At 53.0% G+C, this 16,837-nt stretch carries 10 protein-coding genes, 1 tRNA gene and 3 rRNA genes; 6 read left to right on the top strand and 8 right to left on the bottom strand.

What is annotated here, in order from left to right; translation table 11 throughout:
- The first annotated feature begins 28 nt into the window (after nt 1–28).
- Nucleotides 29–604, top strand: a complete 576-nt coding sequence (locus tag ACQG2Q_RS01900) for a transcriptional regulator (protein ID WP_017383972.1) — start codon at nt 29–31, stop codon at nt 602–604.
- On the opposite strand, the gene ACQG2Q_RS01895 is transcribed toward ACQG2Q_RS01900, so the two are convergent.
- Nucleotides 601–1,191 carry a LysE family translocator gene (locus ACQG2Q_RS01895; RefSeq protein WP_063849815.1) on the bottom strand — a complete coding sequence of 197 codons (591 nt, stop codon included), beginning with the start codon at nt 1,189–1,191 and terminating at the stop codon, nt 601–603. The two genes, ACQG2Q_RS01900 and ACQG2Q_RS01895, sit on opposite strands and share 4 nt — an antisense overlap.
- A gap of 35 nt (nt 1,192–1,226) precedes the next feature.
- The gene (locus ACQG2Q_RS01890) at nt 1,227–2,072 is read right to left on the bottom strand and encodes an AraC family transcriptional regulator (RefSeq protein WP_023299117.1); all 846 of its coding nucleotides are present in this window, start codon (nt 2,070–2,072) and stop codon (nt 1,227–1,229) included.
- A gap of 169 nt (nt 2,073–2,241) precedes the next feature.
- On the opposite strand from ACQG2Q_RS01890, the gene ACQG2Q_RS01885 reads away from it, so the two are divergent.
- Nucleotides 2,242–2,317, top strand: a tRNA-Phe gene (locus tag ACQG2Q_RS01885).
- Nucleotides 2,318–2,561: 244 nt separating this feature from the next.
- Here ACQG2Q_RS01885 and rrf read toward each other — a convergent pair.
- From rrf to ACQG2Q_RS01870, 3 genes are all read right to left on the bottom strand, one after another.
- Nucleotides 2,562–2,677 (bottom strand): 5S ribosomal RNA (gene rrf / locus ACQG2Q_RS01880).
- A gap of 71 nt (nt 2,678–2,748) precedes the next feature.
- Nucleotides 2,749–5,653 (bottom strand): 23S ribosomal RNA (locus ACQG2Q_RS01875).
- Nucleotides 5,654–5,852: 199 nt separating this feature from the next.
- Nucleotides 5,853–7,394 (bottom strand): 16S ribosomal RNA (locus ACQG2Q_RS01870).
- Together the 16S, 23S and 5S rRNA genes form the textbook arrangement of a ribosomal RNA operon.
- Before the next feature lie 484 nt (nt 7,395–7,878).
- On the opposite strand from ACQG2Q_RS01870, the gene ACQG2Q_RS01865 reads away from it, so the two are divergent.
- A complete protein-coding gene (locus ACQG2Q_RS01865; protein WP_063850437.1) occupies nt 7,879–8,832 on the top strand; it encodes a nickel/cobalt transporter in 954 nt (317 codons plus the stop codon).
- Nucleotides 8,833–8,864: 32 nt separating this feature from the next.
- On the opposite strand, the gene proP is transcribed toward ACQG2Q_RS01865, so the two are convergent.
- Nucleotides 8,865–10,367, bottom strand: a complete 1,503-nt coding sequence (gene proP, locus ACQG2Q_RS01860) for a glycine betaine/L-proline transporter ProP (RefSeq protein WP_022646793.1) — start codon at nt 10,365–10,367, stop codon at nt 8,865–8,867.
- 646 nt (nt 10,368–11,013) lie between these two features.
- Between proP and kdgT the strand changes: the two genes are divergently transcribed.
- A complete protein-coding gene (kdgT, locus tag ACQG2Q_RS01855; protein WP_022646792.1) occupies nt 11,014–12,006 on the top strand; it encodes a 2-keto-3-deoxygluconate transporter in 993 nt (330 codons plus the stop codon).
- Between the two features lie 33 nt (nt 12,007–12,039).
- Here kdgT and ACQG2Q_RS01850 read toward each other — a convergent pair whose 3' ends face one another.
- Together ACQG2Q_RS01850 and crfC are read right to left on the bottom strand one after the other, a co-directional pair.
- The gene (locus tag ACQG2Q_RS01850; protein WP_022646791.1) at nt 12,040–12,918 is read right to left on the bottom strand and encodes a diguanylate cyclase regulator RdcB family protein; all 879 of its coding nucleotides are present in this window, start codon (nt 12,916–12,918) and stop codon (nt 12,040–12,042) included.
- A complete protein-coding gene (gene crfC, locus ACQG2Q_RS01845; protein ID WP_058677497.1) occupies nt 12,915–15,269 on the bottom strand; it encodes a clamp-binding protein CrfC in 2,355 nt (784 codons plus the stop codon). The genes ACQG2Q_RS01850 and crfC overlap by 4 nt, the downstream gene beginning before the upstream one ends.
- A gap of 591 nt (nt 15,270–15,860) precedes the next feature.
- On the opposite strand from crfC, the gene ACQG2Q_RS01840 reads away from it, so the two are divergent.
- Nucleotides 15,861–16,196 (top strand): zinc ribbon domain-containing protein YjdM, encoded by a 336-nt coding sequence (locus tag ACQG2Q_RS01840; RefSeq protein ID WP_022646789.1) that lies wholly within the window; start codon nt 15,861–15,863, stop codon nt 16,194–16,196.
- Nucleotides 16,197–16,276: 80 nt separating this feature from the next.
- Entirely contained in the window at nt 16,277–16,708 is a 432-nt protein-coding gene (yjdN, locus tag ACQG2Q_RS01835) for a VOC family metalloprotein YjdN (protein ID WP_022646788.1), read from the top strand.
- The last annotated feature ends 129 nt before the right edge of the window (nt 16,709–16,837 follow it).

Raw genomic sequence — 16,837 nt, 5'->3', positions numbered from 1 at the left:
ACCGTTGGGAATAGCGGAGGAGATAACCGTGCAACGCGAAGACGTACTGGGACAAGCCCTGCAATTACTTGAGATTCAAGGGATCGCCAGCACCACGCTTGAGATGGTAGCCGACCGTATCGATTACCCTCTGGATGAACTTAAGCGCTTCTGGCCGGATAAAGAGGCGCTGCTGTATGATGCCCTGCGCTATCTCAGCCAGCAGGTGGATATCTGGCGCAGGCAACTGATGCTGAATGAAGAGCTGACCACCGAGCAAAAGCTGCTGGCACGCTATACCGCACTGACGGAGTGTGTCACCAACAACCGTTACCCAGGCTGTCTGTTTATCGCCGCCTGCACCTACTATCCGGATCCCGGACATCCCATCCATCAACTGGCAGATCAGCAAAAACGAGCCGCGCACGAGTTCACACACGAGCTGCTGACCACACTTGAAGTGGATGATCCGGCAATGGTCGCGAAGCAGATGGAGCTGGTGCTGGAAGGTTGCCTGAGCCGCATGCTGGTGAACCGTAGCCAGGCGGATGTGGATACGGCGCACCGTCTGGCGGAAGATATTTTGCGGTTTGCGCAGTGTCGTATGGGTGGTGCACTGACCTAAGCCAGCATTCCCGTCCAGGCGGAAATAAACAAACACAGCGCCATTGCACGTTGAAATCGCACCATCGCCGCGGTGGTGCGGAAAATCCGGTTCACCGCCTTCCCCAGCCACGCCCAGCACAACAAACAGACCACTGAGATCGCCAGAAACCATAGCGCCATCAGCGAAATATCCCGTAATGCATGGTCGCTTGCCGGAGCAAACAGGCTGACGACGGCCAGCGCCATCATCCAGGTTTTTGGGTTTACAACCTGTAATAACGCCGCCGCCCGCGCGGTAAATCGGACATGACGCCTGGAGGAGAGATTCGCGGCCGGGGCGCTAAACAGCTGCCAGCTCATCCAGGAAAGCCACAGCACGCCCGCCCAGCTCATCACCTGACGTATCAGCGGATACTGGCGTAACACTTCTCCTGCCCCAGCGCCTGAAACCAAAACAATAGCGCTGGCGGCAATACACCCACCCAGGATCGCAGGAATCGTATTTTTTACGCCAAAGTGCTGACTGTTAGCCAGTACCAAAATATTGGTTGGCCCCGGCGTAATCGAGGCGACAAATGCAAACAGCAGGAAGGGTATTAAATTCACAGGTGGCTCCTTTTAGTAGAGCCATGAATGTGCCGTTATTTTCTGGAAACGTCTGGAAGGTTTGTGCACAACCGACGGTAGTGTGCCGGAGAAATACGGTACGCCCGCTGGAACCAGCGACCAAGATGGCTTTGATCGGCAAAACCTACTGCCGTCGCCACATCAACAGGCAGTTCCCCATACGCCAGCATCTGTCGGGCCTTTGCCAGGCGCAGCTGGATAAGCCAGGCGTGCGGCGCAAGGTGAAATTCGCGCTTAAAGCAGCGGGTGAGCGTAAAGCGATCCGTCCCCGTCTCCCGCGCAAGGTCTGACAGCCCCACGTTCTCGCCGATATGCGCATAGAGATAGTCGCGGGCACGATGCGCCACAGCGGAGCTTTGTAACTGCGACGGGAGTTTCTTCCGCCAGTGGCAGTGGGCTGTAATCTTAGTGAGCAGGTTATCCATTGTGCTCTGTTGTACGATCTTCATCTCATCGTTATGCAGCGAGGCAAATGTATCACCGATAGCGCGCACCAGCTGAGGCTCTCGCGTCAGCGTTTGGGCAAAGTGGAGGGTGTAACTCCCGGGAGTAGAGTCATACAGCCCTTGAAGCGTACGGGTGAGCCAGTGTTCATCCAGATAAAAGGTCAGATAAGTAAAGCCACCCTCTACCGGTGCATCACCGTCATGTATTTCACCAGGCTCAAGTAAAAAAGCATCGCCCGGCTGGCTACGGTGGCGTTCACGGCGACAGTGGAACTGCTGCGTACCGGAAAGGGTTATTCCGACCAGATAGCTATCATGCCAGTGGGGATCAAAGGCGTGTCCTTCGAAATGCGCCTTAATTGTCTCAATACCTGTTTCTGCATGCTGACGCAGCTCAAGCCAGTCGTTTGCCATACTGCCCTCCTCTTACCGTCAGCATTGCCACCTCTTGCCTGAACTGTCTGGAAGATTTGTGCATTTTCAGCGCACAAACGGACAGATTGCCGCAAACTTAAGCAGTTGAACAGCTTTTCCCGAAATAATGTTGACGATCGCGCGCGATTGCGGTTTAATGCGCTCCGTTGCCCGGATAGCTCAGTCGGTAGAGCAGGGGATTGAAAATCCCCGTGTCCTTGGTTCGATTCCGAGTCCGGGCACCACTATTTAAAGAACCCAGCCTATGGCTGGGTTTTTGCTTTTCTGCGCTTATCAAAACCTTACCTTAAATTTATTCCTGTATCTCTTCCCGATGAGGTCGCGCAGCCAGCATTGCCCGGGGGCGCTGCGCTTACCGGGCCTACAAAACCCGCAGGCCAGATAAGGCGAAGCCGCCATCCGGCATGTTTTTCCGTGCACAAAGCAAAAAACCCCGCACCTTCCGGTACGGGGTTCTTTCTGTTTGATGCCTGGCAGTTCCCTACTCTCACATGGGGAGACCCCACACTACCATCGGCGCTACGGCGTTTCACTTCTGAGTTCGGCATGGGGTCAGGTGGGACCACCGCGCTAAAGCCGCCAGGCAAATTCTGTTAATCTGTATCAGGCTGAAAATCGTGTCTGTCTCTCTTCGCCAAAACAGCTTCGGCGTTGTAAGGTTAAGCCTCACGGTTCATTAGTATCGGTTAGCTCAACGCATCGCTGCGCTTACACACCCGACCTATCAACGTCGTCGTCTTCAACGTTCCTTCAGGAGACTTAAAGTCTCAGGGAGAACTCATCTCGGGGCAAGTTTCGTGCTTAGATGCTTTCAGCACTTATCTCTTCCGCATTTAGCTACCGGGCAGTGCCATTGGCATGACAACCCGAACACCAGTGATGCGTCCACTCCGGTCCTCTCGTACTAGGAGCAGCCCCCCTCAATTCTCCAGCGCCCACGGCAGATAGGGACCGAACTGTCTCACGACGTTCTAAACCCAGCTCGCGTACCACTTTAAATGGCGAACAGCCATACCCTTGGGACCTACTTCAGCCCCAGGATGTGATGAGCCGACATCGAGGTGCCAAACACCGCCGTCGATATGAACTCTTGGGCGGTATCAGCCTGTTATCCCCGGAGTACCTTTTATCCGTTGAGCGATGGCCCTTCCATTCAGAACCACCGGATCACTATGACCTGCTTTCGCACCTGCTCGCGCCGTCACGCTCGCAGTCAAGCTGGCTTATGCCATTGCACTAACCTCCTGATGTCCGACCAGGATTAGCCAACCTTCGTGCTCCTCCGTTACTCTTTGGGAGGAGACCGCCCCAGTCAAACTACCCACCAGACACTGTCCGCAACCCGGATTACGGGTCTACGTTAGAACACCAGCCATTAAAGGGTGGTATTTCAAGGTTGGCTCCACGCAGACTGGCGTCCACGCTTCAAAGCCTCCCACCTATCCTACACATCAAGGACCAGTGTTCAGTGTCAAGCTATAGTAAAGGTTCACGGGGTCTTTCCGTCTTGCCGCGGGTACACTGCATCTTCACAGCGAGTTCAATTTCACTGAGTCTCGGGTGGAGACAGCCTGGCCATCATTACGCCATTCGTGCAGGTCGGAACTTACCCGACAAGGAATTTCGCTACCTTAGGACCGTTATAGTTACGGCCGCCGTTTACCGGGGCTTCGATCAAGAGCTTCGCGTTGCCGCTAACCCCATCAATTAACCTTCCGGCACCGGGCAGGCGTCACACCGTATACGTCCACTTTCGTGTTTGCACAGTGCTGTGTTTTTAATAAACAGTTGCAGCCAGCTGGTATCTTCGACTGATTTCAGCTCCGCCCGCAGGGGCTTCACCTACATATCAGCGTGCCTTCTCCCGAAGTTACGGCACCATTTTGCCTAGTTCCTTCACCCGAGTTCTCTCAAGCGCCTTGGTATTCTCTACCTGACCACCTGTGTCGGTTTGGGGTACGATTTCGTGTTACCTGATGCTTAGAGGCTTTTCCTGGAAGCAGGGCATTTATCACTTCAGCACCGTAGTGCCTCGTCATCACACCTCAGCGTTAATAAGGTACCGGATTTACCTGGAACCTCCGCCTACATGCTTAAACCGGGACAACCGTCGCCCGGCTGACATAGCCTTCTCCGTCCCCCCTTCGCAGTAACACCAAGTACAGGAATATTAACCTGTTTCCCATCGACTACGCCTTTCGGCCTCGCCTTAGGGGTCGACTCACCCTGCCCCGATTAACGTTGGACAGGAACCCTTGGTCTTCCGGCGAGCGGGCTTTTCACCCGCTTTATCGTTACTTATGTCAGCATTCGCACTTCTGATACCTCCAGCACCCCTCACAGGACACCTTCAACGGCTTACAGAACGCTCCCCTACCCAACAACACATAGTGTCGCTGCCGCAGCTTCGGTGCATGGTTTAGCCCCGTTACATCTTCCGCGCAGGCCGACTCGACCAGTGAGCTATTACGCTTTCTTTAAATGATGGCTGCTTCTAAGCCAACATCCTGGCTGTCTGTGCCTTCCCACATCGTTTCCCACTTAACCATGACTTTGGGACCTTAGCTGGCGGTCTGGGTTGTTTCCCTCTTCACGACGGACGTTAGCACCCGCCGTGTGTCTCCCGTGATAACATTCTTCGGTATTCGTAGTTTGCATCGGGTTGGTAAGCCGGGATGGCCCCCTAGCCGAAACAGTGCTCTACCCCCGAAGATGAGTTCACGAGGCGCTACCTAAATAGCTTTCGGGGAGAACCAGCTATCTCCCGGTTTGATTGGCCTTTCACCCCCAGCCACAGGTCATCCGCTAATTTTTCAACATTAGTCGGTTCGGTCCTCCAGTTAGTGTTACCCAACCTTCAACCTGCCCATGGCTAGATCACCGGGTTTCGGGTCTATACCCTGCAACTTAACGCCCAGTTAAGACTCGGTTTCCCTTCGGCTCCCCTATACGGTTAACCTTGCTACAGAATATAAGTCGCTGACCCATTATACAAAAGGTACGCAGTCACCCCATAAAGAGGCTCCCACTGCTTGTACGTACACGGTTTCAGGTTCTTTTTCACTCCCCTCGCCGGGGTTCTTTTCGCCTTTCCCTCACGGTACTGGTTCACTATCGGTCAGTCAGGAGTATTTAGCCTTGGAGGATGGTCCCCCCATATTCAGACAGGATACCACGTGTCCCGCCCTACTCTTCGAGTTCACAGCAAGTGTGCTTTCGTGTACGGGACTATCACCCTGTACCGTCGGACTTTCCAGACCGTTCCACTAACACACAAGCTGATTCAGACTCCGGGCTGCTCCCCGTTCGCTCGCCGCTACTGGGGGAATCTCGGTTGATTTCTTTTCCTCGGGGTACTTAGATGTTTCAGTTCCCCCGGTTCGCCTCGTTAACCTATGTATTCAGTTAACGATAGTGCAACGGATTGCACTGGGTTTCCCCATTCGGACATCGCCGGGTCAAAGGTTCATATCACCTCGCCGGCGCTTTTCGCAGATTAGCACGTCCTTCATCGCCTCTGACTGCCAGGGCATCCACCGTGTACGCTTAGTCGCTTAACCTCACAACCCGAAGATGTTTCACTTCTGATTGCGAAAATTTGAGAGACTCGAACACACCATTAAAGATGTGTCGTTTCAATTTTCAGCTTGATCCAGATTTTTAAAGAGCAAAACTTCTTAATGCACTCAAAAGTACATTCAGAAGTTCATCATTTATCAGACAATCTGTGTGAGCACTACAAAGGCAGGTTCTTTAAGGTAAGGAGGTGATCCAACCGCAGGTTCCCCTACGGTTACCTTGTTACGACTTCACCCCAGTCATGAATCACAAAGTGGTAAGCGCCCTCCCGAAGGTTAAGCTACCTACTTCTTTTGCAACCCACTCCCATGGTGTGACGGGCGGTGTGTACAAGGCCCGGGAACGTATTCACCGTGGCATTCTGATCCACGATTACTAGCGATTCCGACTTCATGGAGTCGAGTTGCAGACTCCAATCCGGACTACGACGCACTTTATGAGGTCCGCTTGCTCTCGCGAGGTCGCTTCTCTTTGTATGCGCCATTGTAGCACGTGTGTAGCCCTACTCGTAAGGGCCATGATGACTTGACGTCATCCCCACCTTCCTCCAGTTTATCACTGGCAGTCTCCTTTGAGTTCCCGGCCGGACCGCTGGCAACAAAGGATAAGGGTTGCGCTCGTTGCGGGACTTAACCCAACATTTCACAACACGAGCTGACGACAGCCATGCAGCACCTGTCTCAGAGTTCCCGAAGGCACCAAAGCATCTCTGCTAAGTTCTCTGGATGTCAAGAGTAGGTAAGGTTCTTCGCGTTGCATCGAATTAAACCACATGCTCCACCGCTTGTGCGGGCCCCCGTCAATTCATTTGAGTTTTAACCTTGCGGCCGTACTCCCCAGGCGGTCGACTTAACGCGTTAGCTCCGGAAGCCACGCCTCAAGGGCACAACCTCCAAGTCGACATCGTTTACGGCGTGGACTACCAGGGTATCTAATCCTGTTTGCTCCCCACGCTTTCGCACCTGAGCGTCAGTCTTTGTCCAGGGGGCCGCCTTCGCCACCGGTATTCCTCCAGATCTCTACGCATTTCACCGCTACACCTGGAATTCTACCCCCCTCTACAAGACTCTAGCCTGCCAGTTTCGAATGCAGTTCCCAGGTTGAGCCCGGGGATTTCACATCCGACTTGACAGACCGCCTGCGTGCGCTTTACGCCCAGTAATTCCGATTAACGCTTGCACCCTCCGTATTACCGCGGCTGCTGGCACGGAGTTAGCCGGTGCTTCTTCTGCGGGTAACGTCAATCGACAGGGTTATTAACCCTGTCGCCTTCCTCCCCGCTGAAAGTACTTTACAACCCGAAGGCCTTCTTCATACACGCGGCATGGCTGCATCAGGCTTGCGCCCATTGTGCAATATTCCCCACTGCTGCCTCCCGTAGGAGTCTGGACCGTGTCTCAGTTCCAGTGTGGCTGGTCATCCTCTCAGACCAGCTAGGGATCGTCGCCTAGGTGAGCCGTTACCCCACCTACTAGCTAATCCCATCTGGGCACATCCGATGGCAAGAGGCCCGAAGGTCCCCCTCTTTGGTCTTGCGACGTTATGCGGTATTAGCTACCGTTTCCAGTAGTTATCCCCCTCCATCAGGCAGTTTCCCAGACATTACTCACCCGTCCGCCACTCGTCAGCAAAGCAGCAAGCTGCTTCCTGTTACCGTTCGACTTGCATGTGTTAGGCCTGCCGCCAGCGTTCAATCTGAGCCATGATCAAACTCTTCAATTTAAGTTTGATGCTCGTGAATTAAACTTCGTAATGAATTACGTATGTTCACTCAGAGACTTGGTATTCATTTTTCGTCCGAGGACGTTAAGAATCCATGTCACTTTGAGTGCCCACACAGATTGTCTGATAAATTGTTAAAGAGCAGTTGCAACGTGGCTTTCAGCTCATCGTTGCGAGGTGGCGTATATTACGCTTTCCTCTTTCAGAGTCAACCCGTTATTTCAGGATTTTTTCTCTTCAACCGACCGGGTTGTCTGTGAAGTGATTCACATCCGCCGTGTCGATGGAGGCGCATTATAGGGAGTTCCCGAGCGACCGCAACAGAAAAGTTGCAAAAAAATGACTGACTGCTGTATTCCCCAGCAAAACCCCGCCTTATACCCTTTTACGCACAGAGTTATCCACAATCCATTGACGATCCCGGTGCGATCCCGCTAATTGAACACTATACTAGCGGCAAATATTCCTCTCGCAGACCAACCTGATGACGACACAACGACTTCAACGTGACTGGCGTATCCCAACCGCCGGGCTCGCCGTGCTGGTGTTACTTATGGCAGGTTTCGCACTGCATACGCACTGGAATGCTTTTATTCAGTGGTGCCTCGCCGCTCAGATCACCCTGCACCGTTATCTGGTAATGTATTTGCTGCAACTTAATAATCATCAGTACAGCGGTGGGCTGTGGTTGTTAACCGGTGCGTTTCTTTATGGTGTACTCCATGCCGTTGGACCAGGACACGGCAAATTTATCGTCGCCACGTATCTCAGCACCAATAAAGAGAGCCAGCTCGCGGCGCGCGTCGTACCGTTTATCGGTAGCCTGATGCAGGGCGTCAGCGCGATCCTCTTTGTCTTTATCCTGGCGGTTGGATTGAACCTCGCGTCAGGAGATATCAGCACCAGCCGTTGGTACGTCGAGAAAATCAGCGCCTTACTGATTGCCGCCTTCGGTGCGTTTATCATTTATCAGGCGCTCAGCAGCCTGCGTCCGCGCAAAATGGCGATTAGCGCCATCAAGCCGCATCATCAGTATAATGAAAACTGTGGCTGCGGCCATCACGGCGTAGGGGTGGATCTGGCTAAAAGCGACTGGAAAACCCGTCTGGGCGTGGTGCTGGCCATTGGCGCACGCCCGTGCAGCGGAGCAATTATGATCCTGATGTTCTCGAATGCGCTCGGCATTATTAGCTGGGGAATTGCTGCTGTGATGACAATGTCGCTGGGAACGGCGCTGTCGATTATGGGGCTGTCGCTGGCAGTACGTTACGCGCGTGAACGCACAGTAGCCTGGTTTAGTGGCGGCACTTCCCTGAACTGGGTAATGCCGATGGTCAAAATAGCCGGAGGAGTTGTTCTGATACTGTTCGCAACTATCCTCTTCCTGACGGTGATCCCCGTCAGCGCCAGCGGCGACTATATCGCCGCAGGATGCTAATAAAAGAAAACCCGCCAGCGGCGGGTTTTTTATCACTCGTTAATTCGCGGATGCTGGTCAACCAGGCGAGAACGTTTTTTCTGAAGCTCTTCAATCTCTGCGTCAATATCTTCAATCTTCTGCTCTACGTTATCGTAGTGCTCGCGCAGGATCTCCTTCGCTTCCTGAATATCGGACGCCGCAGGCGTTGCCCCTTTCAGTGGACGGTTCGCCGTCTCCTTCATAGTAATACCGGTAATCAGGCCAATCACCGCAATAACCATCAGATAGTAAGCAGGCATCATCAGGTTCTGCGTGCTCTCCACCAGTGAAGCAGCAAGCGTCGGCGTCAGGCCCGCAATCAGAACGGAGATATTAAAGGCTGCCGCCAGCGCACTGTAGCGAATATGCGTCGGGAACATTGCCGGTAGCGTAGAAGCCATCACCCCGATAAAGCAGTTGAGGATCACCGCCAGCATCAGCAGACCGGCGAAAATCAGCCCCAGCACATTGCTGTTAATCAGAATAAAGGCCGGGATTGCCAGCGCGAACAGCGCGACGCTACCGAGAATAATGAATGGCTTACGGCCAAAGCGGTCGCTCAGCAGACCCATAATCGGCTGCACGAACAGCATGCCTACCATGATGGCGATAATAATCAGCACACCGTGGTCTTCCGAGTAGTGCAGGTTATGCGACAGATAGCTCGGCATGTATGTCAGCAGCATGTAATAGGTCACGTTGGTGGAAATCACCAGACCGATACAGGTCAGCAGGCTGCGCCAGTGTTTGGTCGCAATCTCCTTGAACGACACTTTCGGGCCATCCTGCAACCCTTCACGGTCGCCCTGTTCCAGCTTTTCAACGTGCTGCTGGAACGCAGGCGTCTCTTCCAGGGCGTGACGCAGGTAAAGACCGATGATGCCAAGCGGCAGCGCCAGGAAGAACGGAATACGCCAGCCCCAGTCGAGGAAGTTCTCTTCACCCACTACGGTTGAAATCAGAACCACAACTCCCGCGCCCATGACAAACCCGGCAATCGAACCAAAGTCGAGCCAGCTGCCCATAAAGCCGCGTTTTCGGTCCGGAGAATACTCGGCGACAAAAATCGATGCACCGGTATATTCGCCGCCAACGGAGAAGCCCTGCGCCATCTTACAGATCAACAGCAGGATCGGTGCCCATATACCAATGGTCGCATAGGACGGAATAAGGCCGATACAGAATGTACTTATCGACATGATGACAATAGTAATAGCCAGGATCTTCTGGCGACCATATTTATCACCCAGCATGCCGAAGAACAGGCCACCGAGAGGGCGAATAAGGAAGGGAACAGAGAACGTACCCAGCGCGGCAATCATCTGCAAGCTGGGATCGGCACCGGGGAAGAACACTTTACCAAGCGCATAGGCAACAAAGCCGTAGACACCAAAATCGAACCACTCCATCGCATTACCGAGCGAGGCCGCCGTAATCGCTTTGCGCAGTTTCGCATCATCAATAATGGTGACATCGCGCAGCGTGATGGGTTTTACTTTTTTCCTTCTAAGCATAGCTTTCCTCGTAGACTCAGCCCCGTCCGTTTCACAGCGCATTTGCAAGCTGTGAACCAGAGATCCGCTCCATGCGAATCTCCTTATTCAAGCGTAGCAGGTTTACTTACATTGACGTTTTAACTCAATACAACCGAACCTGTTGACGCCTGTCTGGGCAGTTAAAGACCTTTTTACCCTACCAGCGTTTATATATGTGATCAACTTCACATATATTTTTCCGGTTCGTAAGTTGGCTTCAGGTTTTGTCAATTCACGATAAATAAGGTCATTCTCACCCCCTTTATCAAGCACATCTTAACACCCGTTATTATTCCTCTTAAAACAAAAAACAATCACATTTCTTCACATCGAATTTACACAAAATTTAATTATTAACAGCGGGCATTCCTGTTTACATTCAATATGTGACGCAGATAACTAAAACAGTGTTTTATTTTCATTGAATCGCAATTCCAAAGATCGCATGATAAACCCGAACACAATATCCCAGCGGCTTTCAAATGAAGGAATGCTAAGCACCTGAATTTCGCTTTACAGCATAAGTAACGAATCGATTGGTCTTCAAAAAAGGCAATCATTTGAATTTGTTGATCTATTTTTTGAGATTTCCGCCAGCCACGCGGGCGAGATGTGAGGGTTAATGATGAAGATTAAAGCAACAATAGAACGCATCCCGGGCGGGATGATGCTGGTCCCGCTGGTACTTGGCGCGATATTAAATACGCTGGCCCCGAATACCGGTGCTTATTTTGGCGGTTTTACAAAAGGTATGATCACTGGAACGGTGCCGATTCTGGCAGTCTGGTTCTTTTGCATCGGCGCATCTATTAATTTACGTGCAACTGGTACGGTATTACGTAAATCAGGGACGCTGGTCATTACTAAAATTGCGGTCGCCTGGGTCGTTGCCATGATCTGCGCGATGTTCATTCCGGAGAATGGCATACAGACCGGATTCTTCGCCGGATTATCCGTTCTGGCCATTGTTTCAGCAATGGATATGACCAACGGCGGTCTCTATGCCAGCCTGATGAATCAATATGGCACCAAAGAAGAATCAGGCGCGTTCGTGCTGATGTCCCTGGAGTCGGGTCCGCTGATGACCATGCTGATTCTGGGTTCTGCCGGCCTTGCCTCCTTTGAACCCCACCATTTTGTCGGGGCGATCCTGCCGTTCCTGATTGGTTTTGCGCTAGGCAACCTCGATCACGATCTGCGCGATTTCTTCAGCAAAGCCACCCCGGTACTGATCCCGTTCTTCGGCTTCGCGTTGGGCAATACCATCAATCTGAACGTGATTCTGGAAACCGGCCTGCTGGGTATTGTGCTGGGTGTTGCCGTCATCGTCATCACGGGTATCCCGCTAATTATTGCAGACCGCGTCATTGGGGGCGGTAACGGAACCGCAGGTGTGGCCGCCTCGTCGGCCGCAGGCGCTGCGGTAGCTAACCCGGTGATTATCGCCCAGATTAACCCGGCCTTTGAACCGGTGGCGGCTTCCGCCACGGCCCTGGTTGCCGCCAGCGTGATTGTGACGGCGATTCTGGTCCCGATCATCACGGCGCTGTACGCCAGACGTTTTGGACAGGTTCCGGAGACCCAGGCAGAGCCGAAAGCGGTAGAAATGCACCACTAAGCCGTTCGCCCCCTCCTTAAAAAGAGGGGGCAATCACGCACTAAATATCTCTTCCACCATGCCATCCACCAGCCGTTTTGCCGAACAGAGTCTCGGCATACCCAGCGCGACCGTTTGCCAGCTCTGCGTCACTGACCAGCTCACCGGATGTTTATCCGCCTGACACCAGTCCCCCAGCCAGCCAAGCATATCTTTATAATCCATCAGACCAGGAGAAGCGGGCGTCGTCAGCCACTGATGGTAAAAATGCCGGGTGGTGGGAGAAGCGTTAATCCCCTGTGCCAGATAGTTTGCGGCCATGCTGCGCAGGTTATCTTTCAGCATGGCCGCCACATCACTATTCGCCAGACGACAGGCATCGCCAAACGCGCCCCAGCGCAACTCTTCCAGCACGATAAAGCAGCGGCCAGCCAGCGACCAGCCGTCATACTGCCCGGCTCGCCAGCGGGTAAAAATTTGCTCGCTGTGCTCACCCGCCTGAACCGTAAGGCCGCGCTGCGCGAGCGCTTTCTCTTTATAGGCGGCACGCTGGTTGAAATGTGCGGAGAGCGCCTCGTACTGTTGCAACAATCCGGAAGGTTGAGGGAGGCGTGGATTAACCTGCTGGCGCAGGGCTACCAGCTTGTCGGACATGCGGGTCAGCGCCAGGTGTCCGGGGTCGAGCATACCGGCCAGTTTCTCCGCCAGACCCAGCCGCAGTGCTGCATTTTCGTTGAGCATTCCCGCCATTGCCCATGGCCGCAACCGGGTCTGCGTAACGATCTCCTGCGTCAAACGCTCACGAAATTGCAGTTGCTGTGGCCCCAGGAGGGTGTGACGAGCAGCATCCGCCCCCTGGACCAAATCGACCATAAATTTTGGATGAATACACTCCAGCGTCCGCCCGGGACCGTCCAGTAGCTGTGTTGTCATGGTTGCTCTGCCGCGAATAAGGTTTGAATATCATCGCGTAACAGTCGGGTATCTTCCTGAATCCACGCCGCTGTGGTCATACTTTGCTTCAACAACTGGCTAAGCGCCCGGGTTGAATGCTCATTCTGCTGCCGCACGGCAAGGCTATCACGCAAGCTTTCCTGTAACCCGGTCAGGCACAACGAAAACTCTGCAAAAAACGTTGCCATACCTGCCGTAACAGAGACATCGACCTGCGCGGCCAAAGCTTTACGTATTTGATCGCAAAACTGATCGGTATGCTGCGTAAATTTGCCATGAAGCTGAGCGATATCGATGACATATCGGGTGCGCGTCTCCACATACGCTTCCCAGCCCCAGCCGGGATGATTGAGCCAGCGCGAGACGGTATTACGTACGCTGCCCGCCCCTGCAGGCTGACTGGCGGGAGGGGTGTCCTGCACAATGGCATCATTAAATAAGCCGCGCGTATTGAAGTTAAGCTGGTTTGCCTGAAACGCCGGAAAGCTAATCCGCGCCCGAAAGCCGGCATGACTGAGCTGTTCCTTAATTTGCATCTCGATGGGGCGCATCGCCTCATTCAACGATCGGGCGAGCGTAGACTCCAGCTGATCGAAGCGTAACGCCAGCTCCCGGCTAATTCTGCTCTGCGCATTCAGCAAAATCTGCTCGCATGACGATCGGATCTTGCTCAGGACAATCTGTGCCTGCCCTTCATCGTCAAGCACCAGCTGCTGGTGCTCATCCGTGTCGTCTGTACGCATGCTGGATGGCTCGCGCCCGGCTAAATCAAGAATTAACGGGCGGCTAAACATGTCGTCCAGCGCCTGGTGAAGTTCGCCTTTCTGACTAAGCAGAAATGCATCCGCTGCGTTGAGCGCCTCTTCAACTTCATGCTGGACCTCATCGCTCACTACGCTCTGCCGCTGACGCAGCATCGCCATGTCCTCTTCCAGGCGCTTAATATTCCGCTCCAGCTCATCAAAGGCGACCGTCAGTCCCTGATGGCGAAAATCCAGGTATTCTCTGGCATTTTGCGCATAGTTCAGCAGCTTATGCGATGCCGACCGCAGGGCGAACAGCGAGGCGTTGGCGTAAGCCGCGTAAATCAGCTTGCGGATGGGCTGTTCGAACAGCGAATCCTCCCACAGCAGATCCGCCGCATGGCGAATATGGTCACTATCGTCGAGATCGGCCGTACGCCAGCGGCGGCCCAGCGCGGCCTCGGCAAAATCCTGCACCCAACGCTGATCCTGATGATCGGGAAGCCGCCCATGGGTGTTCATCTCATAGCGGGCGCGGTTTGCCAGGTAGGCCCACATGGAAGAGACCGGATAAATTTGTCCCGGAGAAATATTCCCTTTCATCAGCGTGCCGGAAATCATCGCCCGTACCTGCTCTTCATCGTCGCTGTTACGATCTTTCTGATCGAATTTGTTGACCAGGGCGTAAAGCGGCACGGATTTCCCCGCCGCCGAAATTGCCTGCCGAACCTCGGCGTCGGAAATGGATTTAAGCTGGGTATAGTCCATCACCGCCAGCACGGCAGAGGCGCGCGCCAGCTGCTCGCTGAGCATTTTTTGCAGGTGCGGCTGACCGGCCTCGTTCGGCCCCGGCGTGTCGAGCAGCGTCAGTTGCCCCAGGTGCGCATCCAGACCGGCGAGGTGCACAAATTCCACCTCAATCACCGGAATATGTTCAATCGCGGCGTACTCAGAAAAAGGAAACTCCACGCCCAGCGCCTGAGAAAGCCGCACCAGATCGTTCAGGCTTTTCAGACAATGAAAGATGGGCTCCGCGCCCAGGTGATGTTTTCCGAACGCCTCACCTCTTTCGATGCGCTCCAGCAGCGTATTCATGTCCTTGTCGATTTCCAGACGCCGCGCCAGCTTGCCGCGATCTTTATCGCACAATTTCGTCTGCAACTGGGAAATCAGGGTATCAATGGGCGCAACGTGCAAAAAATGCAGCACCGGCTCCTTCTGGCCCGGCGTATGGCGGATCAGCGTGGGCAGCGCCGTCATCGGACGATTGCGGTTCGGCAGCACTTCCGTACCCACAATCGCATTAATGGTGGTCGATTTTCCCGCTTTCATGGTACCCACAATCGCCAGCACCATTTCGAGGCGGGTTATTTTGCGTAATTCGTTATTCAGCAACGCCTGCTGAGCGTCGACACCCCGCGCGCTAAAATGTAATGGCAAAACGTTGTTATTAACTCCGCTCATGGCAGCGGCTGTGCTATCCAGCTTTGCAATCGGCATTGATTTTAATGAATCAAGATTGTTCAGAGCCAGCTGTAACAAACGTTCGGCTTCCTGGCTTAATTCAAATATGGTCTGTGTGTGCATGATAAAAGCCTTCCCTTAACGCAAATTTATTACTTTTATTAAGCCACGTTTTTTTAATTATACTGTTCAGGCTTATATGATCACGTATGGAAAACATGTTCATTTAATACAAGTAACTGAAGATAATGAGAATTTAAATCTCACCCTTCTAATACGTGTAAAACATCCCTCTGGTCAGAAGACCAAAAGTAAATAGACAAAACGCATTTTCAGGAAACATCAGGAGATATCATCGTTATTTACCCACCAAAAAAGAGAGGTATTCCCTGACACCAAAAGATGTATAGCATCAGAAAGGATAGATAAATAACGGCTTGTTCCTTCACCTTATCCGAAATGGCACAGCGTAGCAATTTGCTGTAATAAAATATTCGATATATTTATCATCATAACGATCACTGCCGTGCAGGGCATAAGCTTCCCTTAATTCACTGACAGTTCGTGTCATCTTTTACGCATTTTTGCGCTATTTTTCTAAAACAATATCACCGACAAAAGTGGGGATTTGCGTTATACTCGCTGCCTTTTTCGGCACACTGCCGTCATTTAGCTGGCGTTTTCCAGCGTGTTAACACTTTTGAGGATACCAACATGCAACTTCCACACTGCCCGAAATGCAATTCTGAATACACCTATGAAGACAATGGCATGTTCGTTTGCCCGGAATGCGCCCATGAATGGAACGATGCGGAGCCTGCGCAGGACAGCGATACGCTGATTGTGAAAGACGCGAACGGCAACCTGCTGTCAGACGGCGACAGCGTTACCGTTGTGAAAGATCTGAAGGTAAAAGGCAGTTCTTCCATGCTGAAGATTGGTACCAAAGTGAAAAACATCCGTCTTGTTGAAGGCGATCATAATATCGATTGCAAAATTGACGGCTTCGGTCCGATGAAACTGAAATCTGAGTTCGTGAAAAAGAACTGATTGACCCGCCCGGTGACGCTTCGCTTACCGGGCGTTCGGGAACTACACTTAACGGGCTTTTCTTACGTGAGGTAAAGATTATGCCGTTAAGTCCCTACATCTCTTTCGCTGGCAACTGTGCGGAGGCCACCGCCTTCTATCAGCAGGCCGTCGGCGCAGAACTCCTCTACAAAATCACCTTCGGCGAAATGCCTAAAGACGAAAACAGCGAAGAAGGCTGTCCGTCCGGCATGAACTTCCCGGATACCGCCATCGCCCACTCTAACGTCCGCATCGCGGGCAGCGACATTATGATGAGCGACGGGATACCGCCTGGCAGCAGCGCGCAATACGCGGGTTTCACACTGGTGCTCGACACCCAGGATGTGTCGGAAGGCAAGCGCTGGTTCGACAACCTCGCCGATGGCGGCAATATTGAAATGGCCTGGCAGGAGACCTTCTGGGCGCACGGATTCGGCACTGTGACCGACAAATACGGCGTGCCGTGGATGATTAACGTCGTTAAATCGTAGGCTGGATAAGCGCAGCGCATCCGGCAACAGCGTCCGGTGGCGCTGCGCTGGCCGGGCCTACGGTGATTGTCATCAAATCCCCCTCAACTCTTCAAACTCCCGCAACCAACACTTAACCTGAATGTCATA

It is taken from the genome of Enterobacter cloacae complex sp. 370H10, from assembly GCF_050031535.1.
GTDB lineage: Bacteria > Pseudomonadota > Gammaproteobacteria > Enterobacterales > Enterobacteriaceae > Enterobacter > Enterobacter intestinihominis.
Note: the sequence above shows the minus strand (reverse complement) of the source record. Positions and strands in the feature narration are given on the sequence as shown.

What these genes read in the sequence shown, in the direction of transcription:
- crfC (WP_058677497.1), bottom strand. Translation starts at nt 15,269, where the DNA reads ATGCACACACAGACCATATTTGAATTAAGCCAGGAAGCCGAACGTTTG.
- kdgT (WP_022646792.1), top strand. Translation starts at nt 11,014, where the DNA reads ATGAAGATTAAAGCAACAATAGAACGCATCCCGGGCGGGATGATGCTG.
- ACQG2Q_RS01890 (WP_023299117.1), bottom strand. Translation starts at nt 2,072, where the DNA reads ATGGCAAACGACTGGCTTGAGCTGCGTCAGCATGCAGAAACAGGTATT.
- proP (WP_022646793.1), bottom strand. Translation starts at nt 10,367, where the DNA reads ATGCTTAGAAGGAAAAAAGTAAAACCCATCACGCTGCGCGATGTCACC.
- ACQG2Q_RS01840 (WP_022646789.1), top strand. Translation starts at nt 15,861, where the DNA reads ATGCAACTTCCACACTGCCCGAAATGCAATTCTGAATACACCTATGAA.
- ACQG2Q_RS01850 (WP_022646791.1), bottom strand. Translation starts at nt 12,918, where the DNA reads ATGACAACACAGCTACTGGACGGTCCCGGGCGGACGCTGGAGTGTATT.
- yjdN (WP_022646788.1), top strand. Translation starts at nt 16,277, where the DNA reads ATGCCGTTAAGTCCCTACATCTCTTTCGCTGGCAACTGTGCGGAGGCC.
- ACQG2Q_RS01865 (WP_063850437.1), top strand. Translation starts at nt 7,879, where the DNA reads ATGACGACACAACGACTTCAACGTGACTGGCGTATCCCAACCGCCGGG.